The organism is Bradyrhizobium sp. USDA 3315, assembly GCF_054056795.1.
In genome coordinates this window covers 812,461-830,110 of sequence record NZ_JBSRYP010000001.1, presented here as the reverse complement: position 1 = coordinate 830,110, position 17,650 = coordinate 812,461, and the positions used below count along the sequence as shown (strand labels likewise).

Here is a 17,650-nt window from a genome sequence, read left to right as displayed (position 1 = left end):
TTGCGAATTCTCTTCGTTGGTGACGTCGTCGGCAGGACCGGCCGCACCGCCATCGCCGACCACCTTCCCGGCATGATCAGGGACTGGTCGCTCGATCTCGTGGTCGTCAATGGCGAGAATTCCGCCGGCGGCTTCGGCATCACCGAGGCGATCTATCAGGAGCTGCTCGACGCCGGCGCCGATGCGATCACGCTCGGCAACCACGCCTGGAATCAGAAGGAGGCGCTGGTCTTCATCGAGCGCGCGCCGCGCCTGATCCGCCCGCTGAATTTTCCGCGCCATTCGCCCGGCCGCGGCGCCACGCTGGTCGATACCAAGAGCGGCAAGCGCGCGCTGGTCCTCAACGCGATCGGCCGCGTCTTCATGGAGCCGTCCTCGAACGATCCGTTCAGCGCCATCGAGCGCGAGCTCGAGGCCTGCCCGCTGCGCGAGGGCTGTGACGCCATCGTGCTCGATTTCCATGCCGAGGCGACCAGCGAGAAGCAGGGCATCGGCTTCTTCTGCGACGGCCGCGTCAGCCTCGTGGTCGGCACCCATACCCATGTGCCGACCGCTGATCATCAGGTGCTGCCGGGCGGCACCGCCTATATGAGCGATGCCGGCATGACCGGCGACTATGACTCGGTGATCGGCATGCAGAAGGAGGAGCCGCTGCAGCGCTTCCTCACCGGCATTCCCTCCGGTCGTTTCGAGCCGGCGGGCGGTGTGGCAACACTGAGCGGCATCGCGGTCGAGACCGACGATGCGACCGGGCTCGCGGTGAAGGTCGCGCCGGTGCGCGCCGGCGGGCGGCTCGAGCCCGCGGTGCCGGGGTTTTGGGTGAAGTGAGGTTGCCGTAGCCCGGATGCAGCGAAGCGAAATCCGGGAATCTCTCCGCGGTGGCATTGATCCCGGATCACGCTTCGCTGCATCCGGGCTACGGAGCTGCCGTCAACCCTGCCTAAAGCCCATCCGGAATGCGCCCCAGCGGCGGCCGTTTACGACGATCGGCGATGACAGGTCCTTCATCAGCACGAAATTGCCGCCGCCCATGTCGCGGCGATAGGTCTGCAGCAGGAACGGTTTTGTGTTGGCCGCGACCTTGCTCACCGCGCGGTCGTTGAAAAGGCGGCGGTTGCGGCAATTGGCGTTGTTCCAGACCGGGTCCGGCCCCTGCGGCTGCCGGTAGTTCGGATTGTGGGTCGGCAGATAGCCGCTGCGCGCCCAGGCGACGCAGAACACGATGCGCGGATCGCTCTTCTGGATCGGATCCTGGATCGCGGGCAGCACGCGGTCGGTAAACGCGACGTAGTCGGTCAGGTACTGCTTCGGATTGGTGCCGGCGATCTCGCGATAATTCTCGTCCATCAATTGCGCGAGCGTGACCTCGCCGCGCGCGACGGCATTCTCGAACAGCTCCGAGATCTGCCTTGCGGTGTCGATCACGACACGGATCAGCGGCGTGTCACTGGTCTCCACGCCGCTGTCGGCGATGGTCACGATCAGGCTCTCGGAGAGCTCGAGCAGTTTCGCGACGCGGCTGTCGGCGTGCTTGAGGTCGCGCGAGGAGAGGTCGACGCCCTTGGCCAGCTCGTTCAGCTCCGCGATCACGCTGTCGCAATGGCCGAGATTGGAGGTCGCGGCGCGCGCCACGCTGCCGATCTCGGCGCCGACGGATGAGAAGCCTTCCTGCACGCGCATGATGATGCCCGAAATCTGCTGGGCGCCTTCGCCGGCGCTCTTGGCGCGCAACGAGGCATCGCTGCTCTCGCCGATCAGGCTGCCGATCTGGCCGTCGAGATCGCGCACGGTGTCGGAAATCTGATGCGTCGCCTGGCGGGTCGCTTCCGCAAGGTTCTTGACTTCGCTCGCGACCACGGCAAAGCCGCGGCCGGCATCGCCGGCGCGCGCCGCCTCGATGGTGGCGTTGAGCGCCAGCAGATTGGTCTGCTTGGCGATCGCCTCGATCGAACCGGAAACCTTGGCGACCTGGCTCAGCGCGGAGCCGACCGCGGCGAGCCGCGCCTCGATCCGTCCGACCGCCGCGACGAGCTCCGCGATATGGCTGACCGCCGTCTCGACCACATGGCGCGACTCCGCGATCTGGCCGACCGCGGCGGATGCGGTCGTTTGCACCGCCTGTGATGCGTTGGCGATGTCGTGATTGGCGGCGACCATCGTCTCGGCCGTCGTCTGCAAATGATGGAAGCGCTCGGACTGGCTGCTGACGCGGTTCGCGACTTCCTGGACGTTGCCGGCGATGTCGGCGAGTTCGACCCCGAGGCCGCCGATGCGGTCGGCGAGCTGGTCCACCAGCCGCTCGGCCAGCGTTCGGTCCGATGACGTATCCAGAACTGCAAGCTGCGCGGCCGACATGTCGACGCTTCCTCCGTTACAGCGGCCTGTCGGCCGCCGCAGCATTCCCCATTCCAACCCTAAAGCGTGATTCGCGCTGCCGATCTTGCCTGAGCGCGCACCGTGTAGCCCGGATGCAGCGCAGCGAAATCCGGGACTCCTGCCCGTGGAAACATGCATCCCGGATTACGCTTCGCTGCATCCGGGCTACGAAGCGTTCAAAGCTTGTAGGCGGTGCGGAACCCGCCCCAGTGCCGGCCGCGCACGCGGATCGGTACGTCGATCTCGCGCATCATCACCGTGTTGCCGCCTCCCATGTCGCGCGCATAGGTCTGGATCAGATAGGCGCGCTGGTTGCGGCCGGCGGCGAGGCCCGCGGCGTCGTTGAAGATGCGGCGGTTGCGGCTGTTGGCGGTGTTGTATGCCACGTCGCCCGGCCGCTGCGGCTGCGAGTAGAGCTTGTTGTGGACGGGCAGATAGCCGTTCTGGTCGATCATCACGCAGAATGCCATTCGCTTGTCCCTGGCGAGGAATGCGTCCTGGAACGCCGGCAGCGTGCGCTCCGCCCAGTCCAGCATTTTGGTGCGGTACTGCACCGGGTTGGTGCCTGCGATCTCGACATAGTCGGTGTCGAACATGTCGGCGATTGTAATCGCGCCGCTCGCCAGCCCGTTCTCGAACATCTTGCTCAGCGTGCTGCCGGCTTCGATCGCGCGGGTGACGAGCTCGGCGTTCTCCTCGTGGATCGCCCACATCCGGTCTTCGATTTTTTCGCGCAGCTCGGCCGTTGCCGCCTCGAAGCGGGCCTGGCTGCCTGCCTTGGAGCGCTCGCCGATCCGGATCCGGCACGCGCCGATCTCCGGCAATGTCGCGTTCAGGGTCTCTTGCGCCGGCAGCTTCTCGGCATCGGCGCCGCCGATCAAAATGCCGTCCATCGCGATCTCGTAGACCGGTGCGGTGACGATGCCGCGCGTGGTCGTGATCTCGATCTTGAGGCTGCAAGGCAGGCGCTCGTTCTTGCGCGGATCGCCGCGCTCGTCCTGGCGCAGCAGCACCGCGCAGCGCGCTTTCAGCTTCTGCGCGAACGCAGTCACCGCCTTGCCGGCCTTGGCGACATTGTCGCCATGCGCGGCGGCTTCGCGCGTTGCCGAGTCGATCTCGCCGGCGCTGGTGCCGACCGAGACGATGAAGTGCGAGGCGGAGGCGGCGTTCTGCCCCATCTCGCCGGTGATTTCATTCTGCTCGGCGACCGCGCCGTTGACGTTCTCGAACACCGGGCGGATCTTTTCGATCGCCTGGGAGATGCGGTGCACCGCGTCGGCCGATCCGGTGGCGTCCTTCTGCAATGCCTCGATCTTGCGGGTGATCTCCTCGGTCGCGCTCTGGGTCTGCACCGCCAGCGCCTTGACCTCGGTTGCGACCACCGCAAAGCCCTTGCCGGCGGCACCGGCGCGCGCCGCCTCGATCGTCGAGTTCAGTGCAAGCAGCGTGGTCTGCCGCGCGATCTGCGCGATCAGATTGACGACGTTGCCGATCGCGGCTGAGGATTCGCGCAGGCGATCGACATTGGCGGTGGCCTCGCGCGCCGCGGCCGCGGCGTCGTCAGCGAGCTGGCTCGCACTGCGCACCTGCGCCCCGATGCCCTCGGCGGAGTGGGTGAAGCGGTCGGCGGCTTGCGAGAACGTCGTCGCGGTGCTCTGCGCATCGCTGCTGCGGCCGGTCAGCGCGTCGGTGCGGGTGCGGATGGTGGCGAGCTTGGCTGCCGTCGCCTCGGCGCCGTCGGCGACCGAGCTCGCGGCGCGTTCGAGCTGGCGGATCATCGCGCCGAGCTCGAGTTCCAGCAATTCCAGGATCTCCTTGGAGGAATCCTTGGATGAATCCTTGGCCGAATCAGTCTCGGCCGAGACCTCAGGGGTTGCGGCCGCGGTTGGAACCTGCGGCGCGACGGCCGGCGCAGCCGGCTCCGGCACTTGCTTTCGAAACAAACCGAACGCCATGTGGGCTCTTTGGGGCTGTGGAAAGTTGCGGCGGGACGGGGCGATCCTCGCATCCGGGCATGAAGTCATGGTTAACAAGTGCCTCATATTCCGGCTTGCGGTAGTATTCCTCCGCCGGAGGGCCCCGGCGATCCTTTGATTTTGACCGTGAGGGGCCTATAAGGCCGCGTTTTCCATTCCTGTTCAGACCCTAAGCTCCGAAGAGACGTCGCATGGCCGGCCATTCCCAATTCAAGAACATCATGCACCGCAAGGGCCGGCAGGATGCCCAGAAGTCGAAGCTTTTCGGCAAGCTGGCCCGCGAAATCACCGTGGCGGCCAAGCTCGGCACCCCGGACCCGGCGATGAATCCGCGGTTGCGCGCCGCCGTGGTCGCGGCCCGCGCCGAGAACATGCCCAAGGACAATATCGACCGTGCCATCAAGAAGGCCGCGGGCAATGAGGGCGAGAACTATGACGAGATCCGCTACGAGGGTTATGGCCCCGGCGGCGTCGCCGTCATCGTCGAGGCGCTGACCGACAACCGCAACCGCGCCGCTTCCGATATCCGCTCCTTCTTCACCAAGTCGGGCGGCAATCTCGGCGAAACCGGCTCGGTCGCCTTCATGTTCGACCGCACCGGCATCATCGAATACGACGCCAAGGTCGCCTCCGACGACGCCATGCTGGACGCCGCGATCGAGGCCGGCGCCGACGACGTGGTCTCCAGCGAAGGCGGCCACGAGGTCTACGCCTCGCAGGACACTTTCCGCGAAGTCGCAAAAGCGCTGGAAGCGAAGTTCGGCGAGCCGCGCAAGGCGGCGCTGACCTGGAAGCCGCAGAACACCGTTTCGGTCGACGACGAGACCGGCGAAAAACTGTTGAAGCTGATGGACCTGCTCAACGAGCACGACGACGTCCAGAACGTGTTCGCCAATTTCGAGGTGTCCGACGCGCTGATCGCGAAGATGGGCGGGTAAGAGCGTCGTCCGCCCCCAACACACCACTGTCATCGCCCGCGAAGGCGGGCGACCCAGCATTCCAGAGACCTGCGTTTGATTCGAGAAGCCGCGGCGTACGTCATCCCCGCTCCCGTGCGCAATTGCGCACTAGGCGGGGATGACGAGCGGGCCGAGTACAACGACACGCGGAGCAGGGGATGGCGCTCCGTTTGTGTTTCGTTCTCCCGGCGCAGGCGGTATCACTACCCCATGACATCCCAGCCGATTCGCTCCCCCGTCCGCATCATCGGTATCGATCCGGGTCTCCGCCGCACCGGCTGGGGGGTGATCGAGACCGAAGGCAACCGTCTCGTCTATATCGCCTGCGGTTCGGTCGAACCGCCGGACGATCTGCCGCTGGCGAGCCGGCTGCTCGCGATCCATGAGGGGCTGGCCGCCGTGCTCGCCGATTACAAGCCTGCGGAGGCGGCGGTCGAGCAGACCTTCGTCAACAAGGACGGCGTGGCCACGCTGAAGCTCGGCCAGGCGCGCGGCGTCGCCATGCTGGCGCCAGCAATGTTCGGTATCTCGGTCGCCGAATACGCGCCCAACCAGGTCAAGAAGACCGTGGTCGGCGCCGGACATGCCGAGAAGAACCAGATCCAGGTGATGCTGAAGATCCTGCTGCCGAAAGCCGAGCCGCCGTCCGCCGACGCCGCGGACGCGCTCGCGGTCGCGATCACCCACGCCCACCACCGCCAGAGCATCGCGCTGCGGCTCAGGGTGGCGAACCTATGATCGGCAAGCTGAAGGGTCTGATCGATTCCTATGGCGAGGATTACGTGATCCTCGACGTCGGCGGCGTCGGTTATCAGGTGCATTGTGCGAGCCGCACGTTGCAGGCGTTGCCGTCGCCGGGCGGCGCCGCCGTGCTCTCGATCGAGACCTACGTCCGCGAGGACCAGATCAAACTGTTCGGCTTCCGCAGCGATCACGAGCGCGAATGGTTTCGCCTGCTGCAGACCGTGCAGGGGGTCGGCGCCAAGGTCGCGCTCGCGGTGCTCGGCACGCTGCCGCCGACCGATCTCGCCAACGCCATCGCGCTGCGCGACAAGGCGGCGGTGGCGCGGACGCCGGGTGTCGGGCCGAAGGTCGCCGAGCGCATCGTCAGCGAATTGAAGGACAAGGCGCCGGGCTTTGCCGATGTCGATCCCGCGGTGGTGCAACTGTCTGGCGCGATCGACAACAACCGCGCGCCGCGTCCGGTCACCGACGCGATTTCGGCGCTGGTCAATCTCGGCTACGGCCAGCCGCAGGCCGCCGCCGCCATCGCCGCCGCCTCGCGCAGCGCCGGTGAGAGCGCCGAGACCGCGCAGCTGATCCGGCTGGGCTTGAAGGAACTGTCGAAGTGATCCGTGGATTGGAGCGCCTCTGTTCTTCACCTCGCCCCGCTTGCGGGGAGAGGTCGGATCGCATCGCAGATGCGATCCGGGTGAGGGGGTACAGGTCTCGACACACATTGCGCTCGCGGAAGGAGCCCCTCACCCCAACCCTCTCCCCGCAAGAGCGGGGAGAGGGAGAACAATCTCGTGTTAGTCTCGCATCATGAATACGCCCTCGCGCATGGTCTCGCCTGAACGCCGCTCCGACGATGTCGGTGACACCGCGCTGCGGCCGCAGTCGCTGACCGAGTTCGTCGGTCAGGCCCAGGCGCGCAAGAATCTCTCGATCTTCATCGAGGCTGCGAAGAAACGCGGCGAGGCGCTCGATCATGTGCTGTTCGTCGGTCCCCCCGGCCTCGGCAAGACCACGCTGGCGCAGATCGTCGCGCGTGAGCTCGGCGTCGGCTTTCGTGCGACCTCCGGCCCTGTCATTGCGAAGGCCGGCGATCTCGCAGCGCTGCTGACCAATCTCGAAGAGCGCGACGTGCTGTTCATCGACGAGATCCATCGCCTCAGCCCGGCGGTCGAGGAAGTGCTCTATCCCGCGATGGAGGATTTTCAGCTCGACCTGATCATCGGCGAAGGTCCCGCGGCGCGTTCTGTGAAAATCGAATTGTCGAAATTCACCCTGGTCGGCGCGACGACGCGTGCGGGGCTGCTCACCAATCCCTTGCGCGACCGCTTCGGCATTCCGATCCGGCTCAATTTCTACACCGAGGAAGAGCTCGAGAAGATCGTCACCCGCGGCGCCCGCGTGCTCAATATCGGCATGAGTCCTGACGGCGCAAATGAGATCGCGCGCCGCGCCCGCGGCACGCCGCGCATCGCCGGCCGCCTGCTGCGCCGGGTGCGCGACTTTGCCTCCGCCGCCGATGCCGATTCCGTCGACCGCGGCATCGCTGACCGGGCGTTGAGCGCGCTCGAGGTGGACAGCGTCGGGTTAGACGCGATGGACCGGCGCTATCTCACCACCATCGCGTTGAACTATGGCGGCGGGCCGGTCGGCGTCGAGACCATGGCGGCGGCGCTGTCGGAGCCGCGCGATGCGATCGAGGACATCATCGAGCCCTATCTGATCCAGTGCGGCTATCTGCAGCGTACTCCGCGTGGCCGGCTCCTGACCTCGCATGCTTTCCGTCATCTCGGTCTCGCCGAGCCGAACCGCGATCCCTCGCAATTCGGCCTGTTCGGCGGCAATGGCGACGAGGACTGACGCATGATCCGGAAGAGCGCGAAGCGGTTCTTCATGCTGAAGCAAAAGCCCTCCGCTCCCAAAGACGTGAATGACGTGTTGATGCAGCGCGTCGCGCTTGCCGGTAACCTTGCCTACTAACCATTGCGGCATCCCTGCAGGCCGTCTGCACAAACGCGGCCCAATTTCGCTCCAATCAAAGGGCCTATGATAGCCCAGAGTGTTTTCGACAAGCGCCAGGCATCACCGATCACACATCCATGATTTCACGTCGTCATTTTCTGCGCGGGTTCGGCGGGTTGACCGCCGCCACCGCTTCGACCGCGGCCTATGGCTTGAGCGAGCCGGTCGTCCGCCTCGCGCTCACGCGCTACGATCTGTCGCCGCGGCAATGGCCGGCGGACTTTCCGCTCAAGATCGCCGCACTCGCCGACATCCACGCCTGCGATCCCTGGATGTCGCTCGATCGCATCGCTGAGATCGTCGAGCGGACGAACGCCCTGAACCCCGACATCATCGTACTGCTCGGCGACTATGTCGCGGGGCTACGCCACGTCACCCGCTTCATTCCGGCCTCCGACTGGGCCGCGGTGCTGAAGGGCCTGAAGGCGCCGCTCGGCGTGCACGCCGTGCTCGGCAACCACGACTACTGGGAAGACAAGGCGGTACAGCGCTTGGGGCGCGGCATCCCGCTGGCGCGCCGCGCGCTGGAGGGGGCGGGGATTCCGGTCTACGAGAACGACGCGGTGCGGCTCGCCAAGGACGGTCGTCCGTTCTGGCTCGCCGGTCTCGGTGACCAGCTCGCCTTCATGGCGGCGCGGCCCTATCGCCAGGTCACGCGCATCGGCGTCGACGATCTCAACGCGACGCTTGCCAAGGTCACAAACGACGCGCCGGTGATCCTGCTCGCGCATGAGCCCGACGTCGCGCTCCGGGTGCCCTCGCGTGTCGCGTTGCAGCTGTCCGGCCACACCCATGGCGGACAGGTCCGGCTGCTCGGCTGGTCGCCGGCTGTACCGGTGAAGCACGGCATGCGGCTCGCGTATGGCCATATCAAGCTGAAATGCGACGTCGTCGTCTCCGGCGGCCTCGGCTGCAGCATCATGCCGTTCCGCCTCGGCGTGCCGCCCGAGATCGTGCAGGTCACGCTCGGCGCAAAGGGGCCGGTGGTGTCCTGACTACGCTTGCGTGGGCGAGAGCTGCGCATCGGATGCGGGCCGACGGCGGTTCCGCCGAAAGTAACCGCTGTATCCGTTCCGGTTCCGGAGTGGCGCCTTTCGACATGGCCGCGATGAAGGATCGTAAGTTGCCGCATATTTCTGTGGGCGGTACCCTTCACCCTAAGGTAGCGGGAGGGATTGCGCAAAATGCAGGATTGGTATCCCAAGAAGCTCGTCGTCGGCGTTCAGGGGACGACAGGCACCTACGAGTTCATGAAAACCGTTTTCGGCCGGGAGCAGCCGTTCCGTTACGCCGAATTTGGAATCTACATGGCGGATACCGCAAGAAACGTCTGCCAGCTGTTTCCCGAGTGTGAGCTGCATCTTTTCGATTTCAACGATGCGGTCCAGCGCGCGGAGACAAAGCTCAGCGCCTACCCAAACAAGATCTCATATTTCGGCAACACCCAGAAGTTCAACGATTCCTACAACTGGTCTCTCATGAAGCTGATCAGGCAGTATGAGGGCGCTCCGATCTATGATTATTGCTTTCTCGACGGCGCGCATACGGTCGCAGTCGACGCTTTGAACTACTTCTTGTGCGACAAACTGCTCAAGGTTGGCGGTTACATGGATTTCGACGACTATGAATGGCGTCTGAGGGGATCGTCACTCGATCCGACGAAAATTCCGGCAATCGGCGATCAATATACCGATGAGCAGATCGACGCTTTTCAAGTCAAGATGATCGTTGACGACCTGGTCAGAACAGATCATCGGTACCAAGAGGTCGTCAGAAACAAGGTATTCCAGAAGGTCGCCTGATCCAGATCGCCAGCCGATCCCAAGATTTCCCGACCGTGCTTGCGTCGGCCGGCGATTTTGCGCAATACGAACCAAAGTCTTGCGCAATCGGGGGCTGCAAATGACCTCACCCATTCTCGACGGCCAGATCCGCGACGGCCGCCACCATATGCAGGTCCGCGTCTATTACGAAGACACCGATTTTTCCGGCATCGTCTATCACGCCAATTACCTGCGCTTCATGGAGCGCGGCCGCACCAATCATCTCCGCCTGATGGGCGCCGAGCAGCAGGCGCTGTTCGATGAAGCGCAGGAGGAGACCGGCGGCTTCGCCTTTGTCGTGCGCTCGATGACGCTCGACTTCCTCAAGCCGGCGCGGATGGACGACGTGCTCGACGTCGTGACCTGGCCGATCGCTGTGAAGGGCGCCTCCATCATGCTCGCTCAGGAAGTCCGGCGCGGCGATGACGTGCTTGTGAAGGCCGAGGTCCGCGTCGCCTTCATCAGCGGCGGCCGCGCGCAGCCGATTCCGAAGGCTATTCGCGCGCTGATGAAGGCCGATCTGTCTTAGAGCGTTTTCGAGCGAAGTGGGTACCGGTTCGCGTGAAGAAAACGCGTCAAAACAGGAATCCGGAGCCCCGTTCCGATACAACCGGAACGGAATAGGCTCCAGCTATCGGGCGATAAGAAACGACCCATCGACTCTGCGCGGCGCGGCGATAGATTTGCGCGTGACAAAACGCGATCAGATCGATCGCGTTTGTCTTACATTTCGAGCATGATCTTTTCGGAAAACCGCTTCACACTTTTCCGGATCATGCTTCAACCGCGAGGGATCGCCAATGTCACGCCCGCCGCTGCCACCCTTCACCCGCGAGACCGCCGCACAGAAAGCGCGCATGGCGGAGGACGCCTGGAATTCGCGCGACCCGGTTCGGGTTGCCGGCGCCTATACCGAGGACAGCCGCTGGCGCAACCGCTCCGAGGTGTTTCAGGGCCGCGAGGCGATCGTGGCCTTCCTGACCCGCAAATGGGAGAAGGAGCAGGAGTATCGCCTGATCAAGGATCTCTGGGCATTCGACGGCAACCGCATCGCGGTCCGCTTCCAGTACGAATGGCACGATGCCGGCGGCAACTGGTTTCGCTCCTACGGCAACGAGCAGTGGGAGTTCGACGAGCACGGCCTGATGCGCCGCCGCGAGGCCTCGATCAACGACATCGCGATCTCGGAGAAGGACCGCCGCTTCCACTGGCCCGCCCCGGGCCCGCGTCCGGCCGACGTGCCGGGGTTGGCGCAGGAGCCGTTCTGATCGGCTCTCCGTAGCCTTGAAGCCCGGATGGAGCGCAGCGAAATCCGGGACGATCTCTTGGAGTGCACCCACTCTCCTGTGGCAAGATCGATCCCGGATTGCGCTTCGCTCCATCCGGGCTACGGCGCGTTTGTGCCGGCTCGTCGAAAACGATTTGCGAGTCCCGATGAGGGGCGGTTTATTCTGGTCCGCGTTGCAACCTCACCGCGTCTGCCGGACCTCATTACATGCCAAATAAACGTTCTGCCGCCGTTGCGCTCGCAGGCTTCCTCCTCGCGACCGTCTTCATAGCCGTTGCTATCCAGCCAAGCGCAGCGAGGAATGAAATGCGCGGGGCCGATACTTGGGGGGCGATGTTCAGACATCAGCTCGAGAGGTGTTGGAGGAGACCTCCACGCGTCGGAAGCGATGCAGCAAGTGTAAGGGTTGAGTTTATGATCGAGCTGACGCGAGAGGGCAGGCTCGATGGGCAACCTGTGGTGTTGCCAGGGAGCAAGCCGGCCACATCAGACTATGCTCAGGCTTATCAAAACAGTGCGCTGCGAGCGATCACTGAATGCCAGCCGTACACGTTGCCGGCGGAATACTAAGATGAGTGGAAGAAATTCCAGCTAGTCTTCATGGACGCGCCGCCTCCAGCCACACGAAAGGGGGAGCCTGCGGATGAGCTCTCCAACACCCGCAAGCTTTCGATTTGCCGAGGATGCTGACCGCGGCACCCCTTCACCTCGCCCCGCTTGCGGGGAGAGGTCGGATCGCATCGCAAGATGCGATCCGGGTGAGGGGGTACAGGTCTCACCGCATTCGCAACTCGCGGAAGCGGCCCCTCACCCAACCCTCTCCCCGTAAGAACGGGGAGAGGGAGAGAAGACAGTGCCTCCGTCGTAAGAAACCTTACGCCGCAGCCTTGTGCCGCGCGATCTCGGCCTTGTAGAGTTCGAACTCCTCCGCGATCGCCTTCGCGACCGAGGGCCGGGCGCGCAGGCGTTCGTAATAGGCCTTCAGCGCCGGCCATTTCGCGAGCTCGATCGGCGGCGTTGCCATGGTCCAGTTGATCACGGTGACGAGATAGCCGTCGGCGACGCTGAAGTGGTCGAGCAGGTACTCGCGGCCCTTCAGGTGGTTCTCGACATAGTCGAGCCGCGAGACGTATTTCTCCAGCGCATAGGTCTTGGCTTCCGGCGGCGCCTTCTTGTCGAGCAGCGGCAGGAACAGGCCCTTGTGCAGCTCGGTGCCGATGAAGCACAGCCATTGATGCAGCTTTGAACGCTCGGCGTTCGACGCCGTGCCGATGCCGGCGCGCGGAAACTGGTCGGCGACATATTGCAGGATCGCGGCGTTCTCGGTCAGCACGACGCCGTCGTCGGTGCGCAGCGTCGGCACCAGGCCGAGCGGGTTGACCTTGTTGAAGTCGGAGCCGTCGTTGCGCACCGCCTTGGTCTTCGGGTCGACCTCGAGATAGTTGGCCGGCTGGCCCGCTTCGTAGAGCGCGACGCGGGTCGCCATCGAGCAGGCGAGGGGCGAGAAATAAAGGTCCATGGGTGCCTCCAGTGTCTGGCGCGGGGGTCCGGCCGTTATTGATTTTTGTACTGTCTTGGATAATATTGGTGGCGTCAAGGAATTAAATGCGAAATGGTACAAAAAAGTAAGGGGCCGCCAACTGCTGCCAAAATCGCGGGGCCGGTCGCGCCGAAGCGCCGCGGGCGGCCGCGCGCCTATGAGCCCGATGTCGCGCTCGGCAAGGCGCTCGATCTGTTCCGGCGCGACGGCTTCGCCGCGACCTCGCTCGATGATCTGAGCGCTGCGACCGGCATGAACCGGCCGAGCCTTTATGGCGCGTTCGGCGACAAGCGCGAGCTCTACATCAAGAGCTACCAGCGCTATCGCGACGATGCGCGCGCCGCGATGGTCGATATCTTCCGCGCCGACGCGCCGCTGCGCGAGCGGCTCGAGCGCATCTATCGCATCGCGCTCGACATCTATCTCTCCGGCGAGTCCGGCCCGCGCGGTTGCTTCACCGTGATGACGGCGGCGTCCGAGGCGGTGTCGGATCCGGACATCCGCACCATGGTGGTCGAGGGACTGACCGAGCTCGACAAGGCGTTCGGCATCTGCTTCCGCCATGCCAAGGAACGCGGCGAACTGCCTGAGGGGACCGATCCGGCGTCGCTGGCGCATCTGGCCTCTGCCACCATCCATACCATCGCGATCCGCGCCCGTGCCCGCGTGCCGCGCAAGGAGCTCGAGGCGATCGTGAAGGGTGCGATCGACGTGCTGTGCGGGGCGAAATAGCCGTCCAATTTTCTTGCCGGGCAAATGTCGGGCGCTGGCTTTCCCGCCCGTCTTCCGTAAGGTCTCCCCACTCACGGAAGCGGAACATCATGGGAAAAGTCAGGACTTCAGTATTCACGGTCTCGATCGACGGATTTGGCGCGGCGCTGAATCAGAGCCTCGAACATCCGTTCGGCGTCGGCGGCCTGACGCTGCCCGCGGCCTGGTTCTTCGAGACGCGCACCTTTCGCGCGATGACCGGCCAGGATGGCGGCACCACCGGTCTCGACGATGAGATCGCGCGCAAGTCGATGGAGGGGATCGGCGCCTGGATCCTGGGCCGCAACATGTTCGGCCCGATCCGCGGACCATGGCCGGATCATGCCTGGAAAGGCTGGTGGGGCGACAATCCGCCGTACCACACGCCGGTGTTCGTGCTGACCCATCACGCGCGGCCCGACATCGAGATGGAAGGCGGCACGACTTTTCACTTCGTGACCGACGGCATGCTCGCGGCGCTGGAGCGGGCGCGCGCGGTTGCCGGTGACAAGGACATCCGCGTCGGCGGCGGCGTCTCGGTGGTGCGTCAATTCCTGCAGGCGCGTCTGCTCGACGAGCTGCAATTGGTGCTGCCGCCGGTCGTGCTCGGCGCCGGTGAGAGTTTGTTCGCGGGCCTCGATCTGCCTGCCCTCGGCTACGCCGTCGTCTCGCATGTCGCGAGCCCGCACGCGACCCACGTCACCTTCGCGCGCAAGGCGTCTTAGTCAGCCGTGCATCTTGTCCGTCGAGCGAAGCGAAGCATTGCTTCGTCGCTTCAGCGCAAAATTGCTTTGCAATTTTGTCGCGAGCTCCCCGCAATGACGTTCAAGCGCGATTCCGCATCGCCGGTTTCGTAGCCCGGATGGAGCGTAGCGCAATCCGGGAGCGGTTTGTCCGGCGCAAAGAACCCCGGATTTCGCTTCGCTGCATCCGGGCTACGCGCCGGTGCTAATACCCCCGCTTGCGATCGACGAGGTTCTCCAGCGCGCCGCCGGCCTCGAAGCGCGCGATCTGCTGCGCGACATATTTCGAGATCTCGTCGGCGTCGGTGTCGGCGGCGTTGTGCGGCGTCAGCACCACCTTCGGATGGCTCCAGAACGGGCTCGCCTCGGGCAGCGGCTCGGTCTCGAAGACGTCGAGCGAGGCGGCGCCCAGCGTGCCTTCATCGAGCGCGCGCAGGATGTCGGCCTCGTTCTGCAGGCCGCCGCGGCCGGCATTGATGATGACGGGCGCGCCGAGCGGGCTGTTGCGGTTCAGCTTCGCGAACGCGTCGCGGTTGAGCACGTGCCTTGTGTCCGGCGTCAGCGGCAGCAGGCAGACCAGGATGTTGGTCTCGCGCAGGAATGCGTCGAGCCCGTCCGCGCCGTGATAGCAGGCGATGCCGTCGATCCGCTTCTCGCTGCGGCTCCAGCCGACGACGCGGAAGGCGAGCGCGCGCAGTGCCTGCGCCGAGGCGGCACCGAGGGTGCCGAGCCCCATGACGCCGACGGTGATCGCGCTCGCCGCCCACTGATAGTCCGGCGCCCAGCGCTTCACCCGCTGCGACTCCCGCAGATAGAGCTCCTGGCGGTGATGCATCAGAACGTGCAGCACGACATATTCGGTCATGCGGTCGGTGAGATCGGAGACCGCGACCCGCACCAGCGGCACGTCGGGCAGCGAGCGATCGGCCATCAGCGCGTCGACCCCGGCGCCGAGATTGAAGATGACGCGCAGGTTCTTGAATGCCGCGAGCTCGCCCGGCTTCGGCTTCCACACCGCGGCGTAATGTACCTCGGCGGGATCGAGCGCGCCGTCCGGCAGCAGCACCACGCGGCGGTTCGGGCAGACCGCGTCGAACCGCGCCTTCCAGCGCGCCGACGACCAGTTTTCCGAGCCGCCATTGATCAGCAGCGCGAGCGCGCCCTTACTCATCCCGATACCTCCAACGTCTATGTGATGCATGTCACAGAGCGGGTCCGGCCCGCTCTCATCTCCTGCCATCAACAGGGGAGAACTTCCATGCGCAAACTGATCCTGGCGTGGGCTTTCATCCGCGCCGCCGGCGCCACGGCCCACGCCCGTGCTCGTAAACGCTGACGCGCCGGCTGAGGCTCAACCGAAGGTTGCTCCAACGCAGGGCGAGGCCCGGTCGGCCCGATCGCAGGCTCAGGCGCAACCCGTGGCGCCTCCACGGCAGCAGGCGTCCTGTCCGGTGACGAGGAGCCACGTCCGCCATCGCGAGAGCGATGAAGCCAAGGCGCGCCGGATCGCCGCCCGCTACGGCGTCTATCGGCAACCGCACGTTCATCGCCGCCGCGACAAACGTCCCGTCCGTCGAAGCGCGCCATGGAGCCGCGATCAAAATTCACCGTCGGCATCCGGAACCTAAATTTCTTTCGCGCCCCCTGTCGGCAGCGGGCATAATCGTTCGTTCTTGCAATGAACGGAGATGCCTTTTCGATGCTGTACGCCATCCTCTGCTATCATGACGAAGACATGGTCGGCTCCTGGAGCAAGGAACACGACGCCTCCGTCATGCAGAAACTGTCCGTCGTGCAGGACAAGCTCGCCAAGCAGGGCAAGCTCGGCCCGGTGGCGCGGCTGTTGCCGACCACCGCGGCGACCACGCTGCGCAAGGAAAACCCGCCGCTGGTGCTGGACGGCCCGTTCGCCGAAACCAAGGAACAGCTGCTCGGCTTCTATCTGGTCGAGGGCAAGAACCTCGACGAGGTGCTCGACATCGCGCGCGACCTTGGCGAGGCCAATCCCGGCGGCACCTATGAGATCCGCCCGGTCGGCTACTTCAATCAGGGAGGTACCAAGGCGTGAGCGTGACCGACACCGCCTGGATCGATGCTGCGTTGACGTCCGCGCGTCCCCAGGCGGTCGGCGCCCTGCTGCGCTACTTCCGCAATCTCGACACCGCCGAGGAGGCGTTCCAGAACGCCTGCCTGCGGGCGCTCAAGAGCTGGCCGCAGAACGGCCCGCCGCGCGATCCCGCGGCGTGGCTGATCATGGTCGGCCGCAACGTCGCGATCGACGAGGTCCGCCGCAACAAGAAGCAGCAGCCGCTGCCCGAGGACGACCAGGCGATCTCCGACCTCGACGACGCCGAGGACGAGATCGCCGAGCGGCTCGACGGCTCGCATTACCGCGACGACATCCTGCGGCTGCTGTTCATCTGCTGTCACAAGGATCTGCCGGCGACGCAGCAGATCGCGCTCGCGCTGCGCATCGTCTCAGGTCTTACGGTGAAGCAGATCGCGCGCGCCTTCCTGGTCTCGGAAGCGGCGATGGAGCAGCGCATCACGCGAGCCAAGGCGCGCGTCGCCGATGCCAACGTGCCGTTCGAGACGCCTGGCGCGGTCGAGCGCAGCGAGCGGCTCGCCTCGGTCGCGGCGATGATCTATCTGATCTTCAACGAGGGCTATTCGGCGAGCGGCGACACCGCCGAAATCCGCGCGCCGCTGTGCGAGGAGGCGATTCGCCTCGCCCGCCTGCTGCTGCGGCTGTTCCAGAGCGAGCCCGAGATCATGGGGCTGACGGCGCTGCTGTTGTTGCAGCATGCCCGCGCCGAGGCGCGCTTCGACGCCGATGGCCAGGTGATCCTGCTCGACGACCAGGACCGCAGGCTGTGGAATCAGAAGCAGATCGCCGAGGGCCTCGCGCTGATCGACAAGGCGATGCGCCACCGCCGCAGCGGGCCCTATCAGGTGCAGGCGGCGATCGCGGCGCTGCATGCCCGCGCGGAAAAGCCCGAGGATACCGACTGGACCCAGATCGACCTGCTGTACGGCGCGCTCGAGGTCATGCAGCCGTCGCCGGTGATCACGCTCAACCGCGCCGTTGCGGTCTCCAAGGTAAAGGGGCCGGAAGCCGCGCTCGAGATGATCGAGCCCTTGGCGCCGCGGCTTGCCAACTACTTCCACTATTTCGGCGTCCGCGGCGCCTTCCTGATGCAGCTCGGCCGCAACGAGGACGCCCGCATCGCCTTCGACCGCGCCATCGCGCTCGCCAACACCACCGCCGAAGCCGCCCATATCCGCATGCACATCGACCGCCTGATGCGCGACAGCCAGCCGCGCAACGCGAAGGCGAAGTAGCGGTCAGCAACAGCGCACCGGCATACTCGCTGCACCTCCCCCGCAAGCGCAGGGCTATCGCATATGGCTGTCGGCCATGACGACGTGGAAACGTCG

The 17,650-nt window shown here is 65.2% G+C and carries 17 protein-coding genes; 13 read left to right on the top strand and 4 right to left on the bottom strand.

Annotated elements, in window-relative coordinates; translation table 11 throughout:
• A complete protein-coding gene (locus ACVIYL_RS03775; protein WP_092087611.1) occupies window positions 1-828 on the top strand; it encodes a TIGR00282 family metallophosphoesterase in 828 nt (275 codons plus the stop codon).
• A gap of 102 nt (window positions 829-930) precedes the next feature.
• Here ACVIYL_RS03775 and ACVIYL_RS03770 read toward each other — a convergent pair whose 3' ends face one another.
• Together ACVIYL_RS03770 and ACVIYL_RS03765 are read right to left on the bottom strand one after the other, a co-directional pair.
• Window positions 931-2,355, bottom strand: a complete 1,425-nt coding sequence (locus ACVIYL_RS03770; RefSeq protein WP_456777784.1) for a methyl-accepting chemotaxis protein — start codon at window positions 2,353-2,355, stop codon at window positions 931-933.
• 197 nt (window positions 2,356-2,552) lie between these two features.
• Window positions 2,553-4,331, bottom strand: a complete 1,779-nt coding sequence (locus ACVIYL_RS03765) for a methyl-accepting chemotaxis protein (RefSeq protein ID WP_456777783.1) — start codon at window positions 4,329-4,331, stop codon at window positions 2,553-2,555.
• Between the two features lie 212 nt (window positions 4,332-4,543).
• Here ACVIYL_RS03765 and ACVIYL_RS03760 point away from each other — a divergent pair, with 212 nt between their 5' ends.
• From ACVIYL_RS03760 to ACVIYL_RS03725, 8 genes are all read left to right on the top strand, one after another.
• Entirely contained in the window at window positions 4,544-5,290 is a 747-nt protein-coding gene (locus ACVIYL_RS03760; RefSeq protein ID WP_028332817.1) for a YebC/PmpR family DNA-binding transcriptional regulator, read from the top strand.
• A gap of 231 nt (window positions 5,291-5,521) precedes the next feature.
• Window positions 5,522-6,049 carry a crossover junction endodeoxyribonuclease RuvC gene (ruvC, locus tag ACVIYL_RS03755; protein ID WP_456777782.1) on the top strand — a complete coding sequence of 176 codons (528 nt, stop codon included), beginning with the start codon at window positions 5,522-5,524 and terminating at the stop codon, window positions 6,047-6,049.
• Window positions 6,046-6,663 (top strand): Holliday junction branch migration protein RuvA, encoded by a 618-nt coding sequence (gene ruvA / locus ACVIYL_RS03750; RefSeq protein ID WP_456777781.1) that lies wholly within the window; start codon window positions 6,046-6,048, stop codon window positions 6,661-6,663. Before ruvC ends, ruvA begins: the two co-directional genes overlap by 4 nt.
• A gap of 193 nt (window positions 6,664-6,856) precedes the next feature.
• Window positions 6,857-7,906: a Holliday junction branch migration DNA helicase RuvB gene (gene ruvB, locus ACVIYL_RS03745; RefSeq protein ID WP_253604533.1), complete on the top strand. Its 1,050-nt coding sequence runs from the start codon at window positions 6,857-6,859 to the stop codon at window positions 7,904-7,906.
• A gap of 239 nt (window positions 7,907-8,145) precedes the next feature.
• Window positions 8,146-9,063 carry a metallophosphoesterase gene (locus ACVIYL_RS03740; protein WP_456777780.1) on the top strand — a complete coding sequence of 306 codons (918 nt, stop codon included), beginning with the start codon at window positions 8,146-8,148 and terminating at the stop codon, window positions 9,061-9,063.
• Window positions 9,064-9,252: 189 nt separating this feature from the next.
• On the top strand, window positions 9,253-9,870 hold the full coding sequence (locus ACVIYL_RS03735) for a hypothetical protein (RefSeq protein ID WP_076825032.1): 618 nt from the start codon (window positions 9,253-9,255) through the stop codon (window positions 9,868-9,870).
• A 100-nt stretch (window positions 9,871-9,970) separates the two neighbouring features.
• Window positions 9,971-10,420 (top strand): tol-pal system-associated acyl-CoA thioesterase, encoded by a 450-nt coding sequence (ybgC, locus tag ACVIYL_RS03730; RefSeq protein ID WP_253604529.1) that lies wholly within the window; start codon window positions 9,971-9,973, stop codon window positions 10,418-10,420.
• 271 nt (window positions 10,421-10,691) lie between these two features.
• Window positions 10,692-11,159, top strand: coding sequence for a nuclear transport factor 2 family protein (locus ACVIYL_RS03725; RefSeq protein WP_456777779.1), 468 nt, complete (start codon window positions 10,692-10,694; stop codon window positions 11,157-11,159).
• Between the two features lie 894 nt (window positions 11,160-12,053).
• On the opposite strand, the gene ACVIYL_RS03720 is transcribed toward ACVIYL_RS03725, so the two are convergent.
• On the bottom strand, window positions 12,054-12,698 hold the full coding sequence (locus ACVIYL_RS03720) for a glutathione binding-like protein (protein WP_456777778.1): 645 nt from the start codon (window positions 12,696-12,698) through the stop codon (window positions 12,054-12,056).
• A gap of 93 nt (window positions 12,699-12,791) precedes the next feature.
• Here ACVIYL_RS03720 and ACVIYL_RS03715 point away from each other — a divergent pair, with 93 nt between their 5' ends.
• The gene (locus ACVIYL_RS03715) at window positions 12,792-13,451 is read left to right on the top strand and encodes a TetR/AcrR family transcriptional regulator (protein WP_456777777.1); all 660 of its coding nucleotides are present in this window, start codon (window positions 12,792-12,794) and stop codon (window positions 13,449-13,451) included.
• A gap of 89 nt (window positions 13,452-13,540) precedes the next feature.
• The gene (locus ACVIYL_RS03710) at window positions 13,541-14,194 is read left to right on the top strand and encodes a dihydrofolate reductase family protein (protein ID WP_456777776.1); all 654 of its coding nucleotides are present in this window, start codon (window positions 13,541-13,543) and stop codon (window positions 14,192-14,194) included.
• A 223-nt stretch (window positions 14,195-14,417) separates the two neighbouring features.
• Here ACVIYL_RS03710 and ACVIYL_RS03705 read toward each other — a convergent pair whose 3' ends face one another.
• On the bottom strand, window positions 14,418-15,383 hold the full coding sequence (locus ACVIYL_RS03705; protein ID WP_456777775.1) for a 2-hydroxyacid dehydrogenase: 966 nt from the start codon (window positions 15,381-15,383) through the stop codon (window positions 14,418-14,420).
• A 528-nt stretch (window positions 15,384-15,911) separates the two neighbouring features.
• On the opposite strand from ACVIYL_RS03705, the gene ACVIYL_RS03700 reads away from it, so the two are divergent.
• Window positions 15,912-16,280, top strand: a complete 369-nt coding sequence (locus ACVIYL_RS03700; RefSeq protein ID WP_028332829.1) for a YciI family protein — start codon at window positions 15,912-15,914, stop codon at window positions 16,278-16,280.
• A complete protein-coding gene (locus tag ACVIYL_RS03695; protein ID WP_253604511.1) occupies window positions 16,277-17,554 on the top strand; it encodes an RNA polymerase sigma factor in 1,278 nt (425 codons plus the stop codon). Before ACVIYL_RS03700 ends, ACVIYL_RS03695 begins: the two co-directional genes overlap by 4 nt.
• Window positions 17,555-17,650 lie beyond the last annotated feature (96 nt).

What these genes read in the sequence shown, in the direction of transcription:
- ACVIYL_RS03770 (WP_456777784.1), bottom strand. Translation starts at nt 2,355, where the DNA reads ATGTCGGCCGCGCAGCTTGCAGTTCTGGATACGTCATCGGACCGAACG.
- ACVIYL_RS03765 (WP_456777783.1), bottom strand. Translation starts at nt 4,331, where the DNA reads ATGGCGTTCGGTTTGTTTCGAAAGCAAGTGCCGGAGCCGGCTGCGCCG.
- ACVIYL_RS03760 (WP_028332817.1), top strand. Translation starts at nt 4,544, where the DNA reads ATGGCCGGCCATTCCCAATTCAAGAACATCATGCACCGCAAGGGCCGG.
- ruvC (WP_456777782.1), top strand. Translation starts at nt 5,522, where the DNA reads ATGACATCCCAGCCGATTCGCTCCCCCGTCCGCATCATCGGTATCGAT.
- ruvA (WP_456777781.1), top strand. Translation starts at nt 6,046, where the DNA reads ATGATCGGCAAGCTGAAGGGTCTGATCGATTCCTATGGCGAGGATTAC.
- ruvB (WP_253604533.1), top strand. Translation starts at nt 6,857, where the DNA reads ATGAATACGCCCTCGCGCATGGTCTCGCCTGAACGCCGCTCCGACGAT.
- ACVIYL_RS03740 (WP_456777780.1), top strand. Translation starts at nt 8,146, where the DNA reads ATGATTTCACGTCGTCATTTTCTGCGCGGGTTCGGCGGGTTGACCGCC.
- ACVIYL_RS03735 (WP_076825032.1), top strand. Translation starts at nt 9,253, where the DNA reads ATGCAGGATTGGTATCCCAAGAAGCTCGTCGTCGGCGTTCAGGGGACG.
- ybgC (WP_253604529.1), top strand. Translation starts at nt 9,971, where the DNA reads ATGACCTCACCCATTCTCGACGGCCAGATCCGCGACGGCCGCCACCAT.
- ACVIYL_RS03725 (WP_456777779.1), top strand. Translation starts at nt 10,692, where the DNA reads ATGTCACGCCCGCCGCTGCCACCCTTCACCCGCGAGACCGCCGCACAG.
- ACVIYL_RS03720 (WP_456777778.1), bottom strand. Translation starts at nt 12,698, where the DNA reads ATGGACCTTTATTTCTCGCCCCTCGCCTGCTCGATGGCGACCCGCGTC.
- ACVIYL_RS03715 (WP_456777777.1), top strand. Translation starts at nt 12,792, where the DNA reads ATGGTACAAAAAAGTAAGGGGCCGCCAACTGCTGCCAAAATCGCGGGG.
- ACVIYL_RS03710 (WP_456777776.1), top strand. Translation starts at nt 13,541, where the DNA reads ATGGGAAAAGTCAGGACTTCAGTATTCACGGTCTCGATCGACGGATTT.
- ACVIYL_RS03705 (WP_456777775.1), bottom strand. Translation starts at nt 15,383, where the DNA reads ATGAGTAAGGGCGCGCTCGCGCTGCTGATCAATGGCGGCTCGGAAAAC.
- ACVIYL_RS03700 (WP_028332829.1), top strand. Translation starts at nt 15,912, where the DNA reads ATGCTGTACGCCATCCTCTGCTATCATGACGAAGACATGGTCGGCTCC.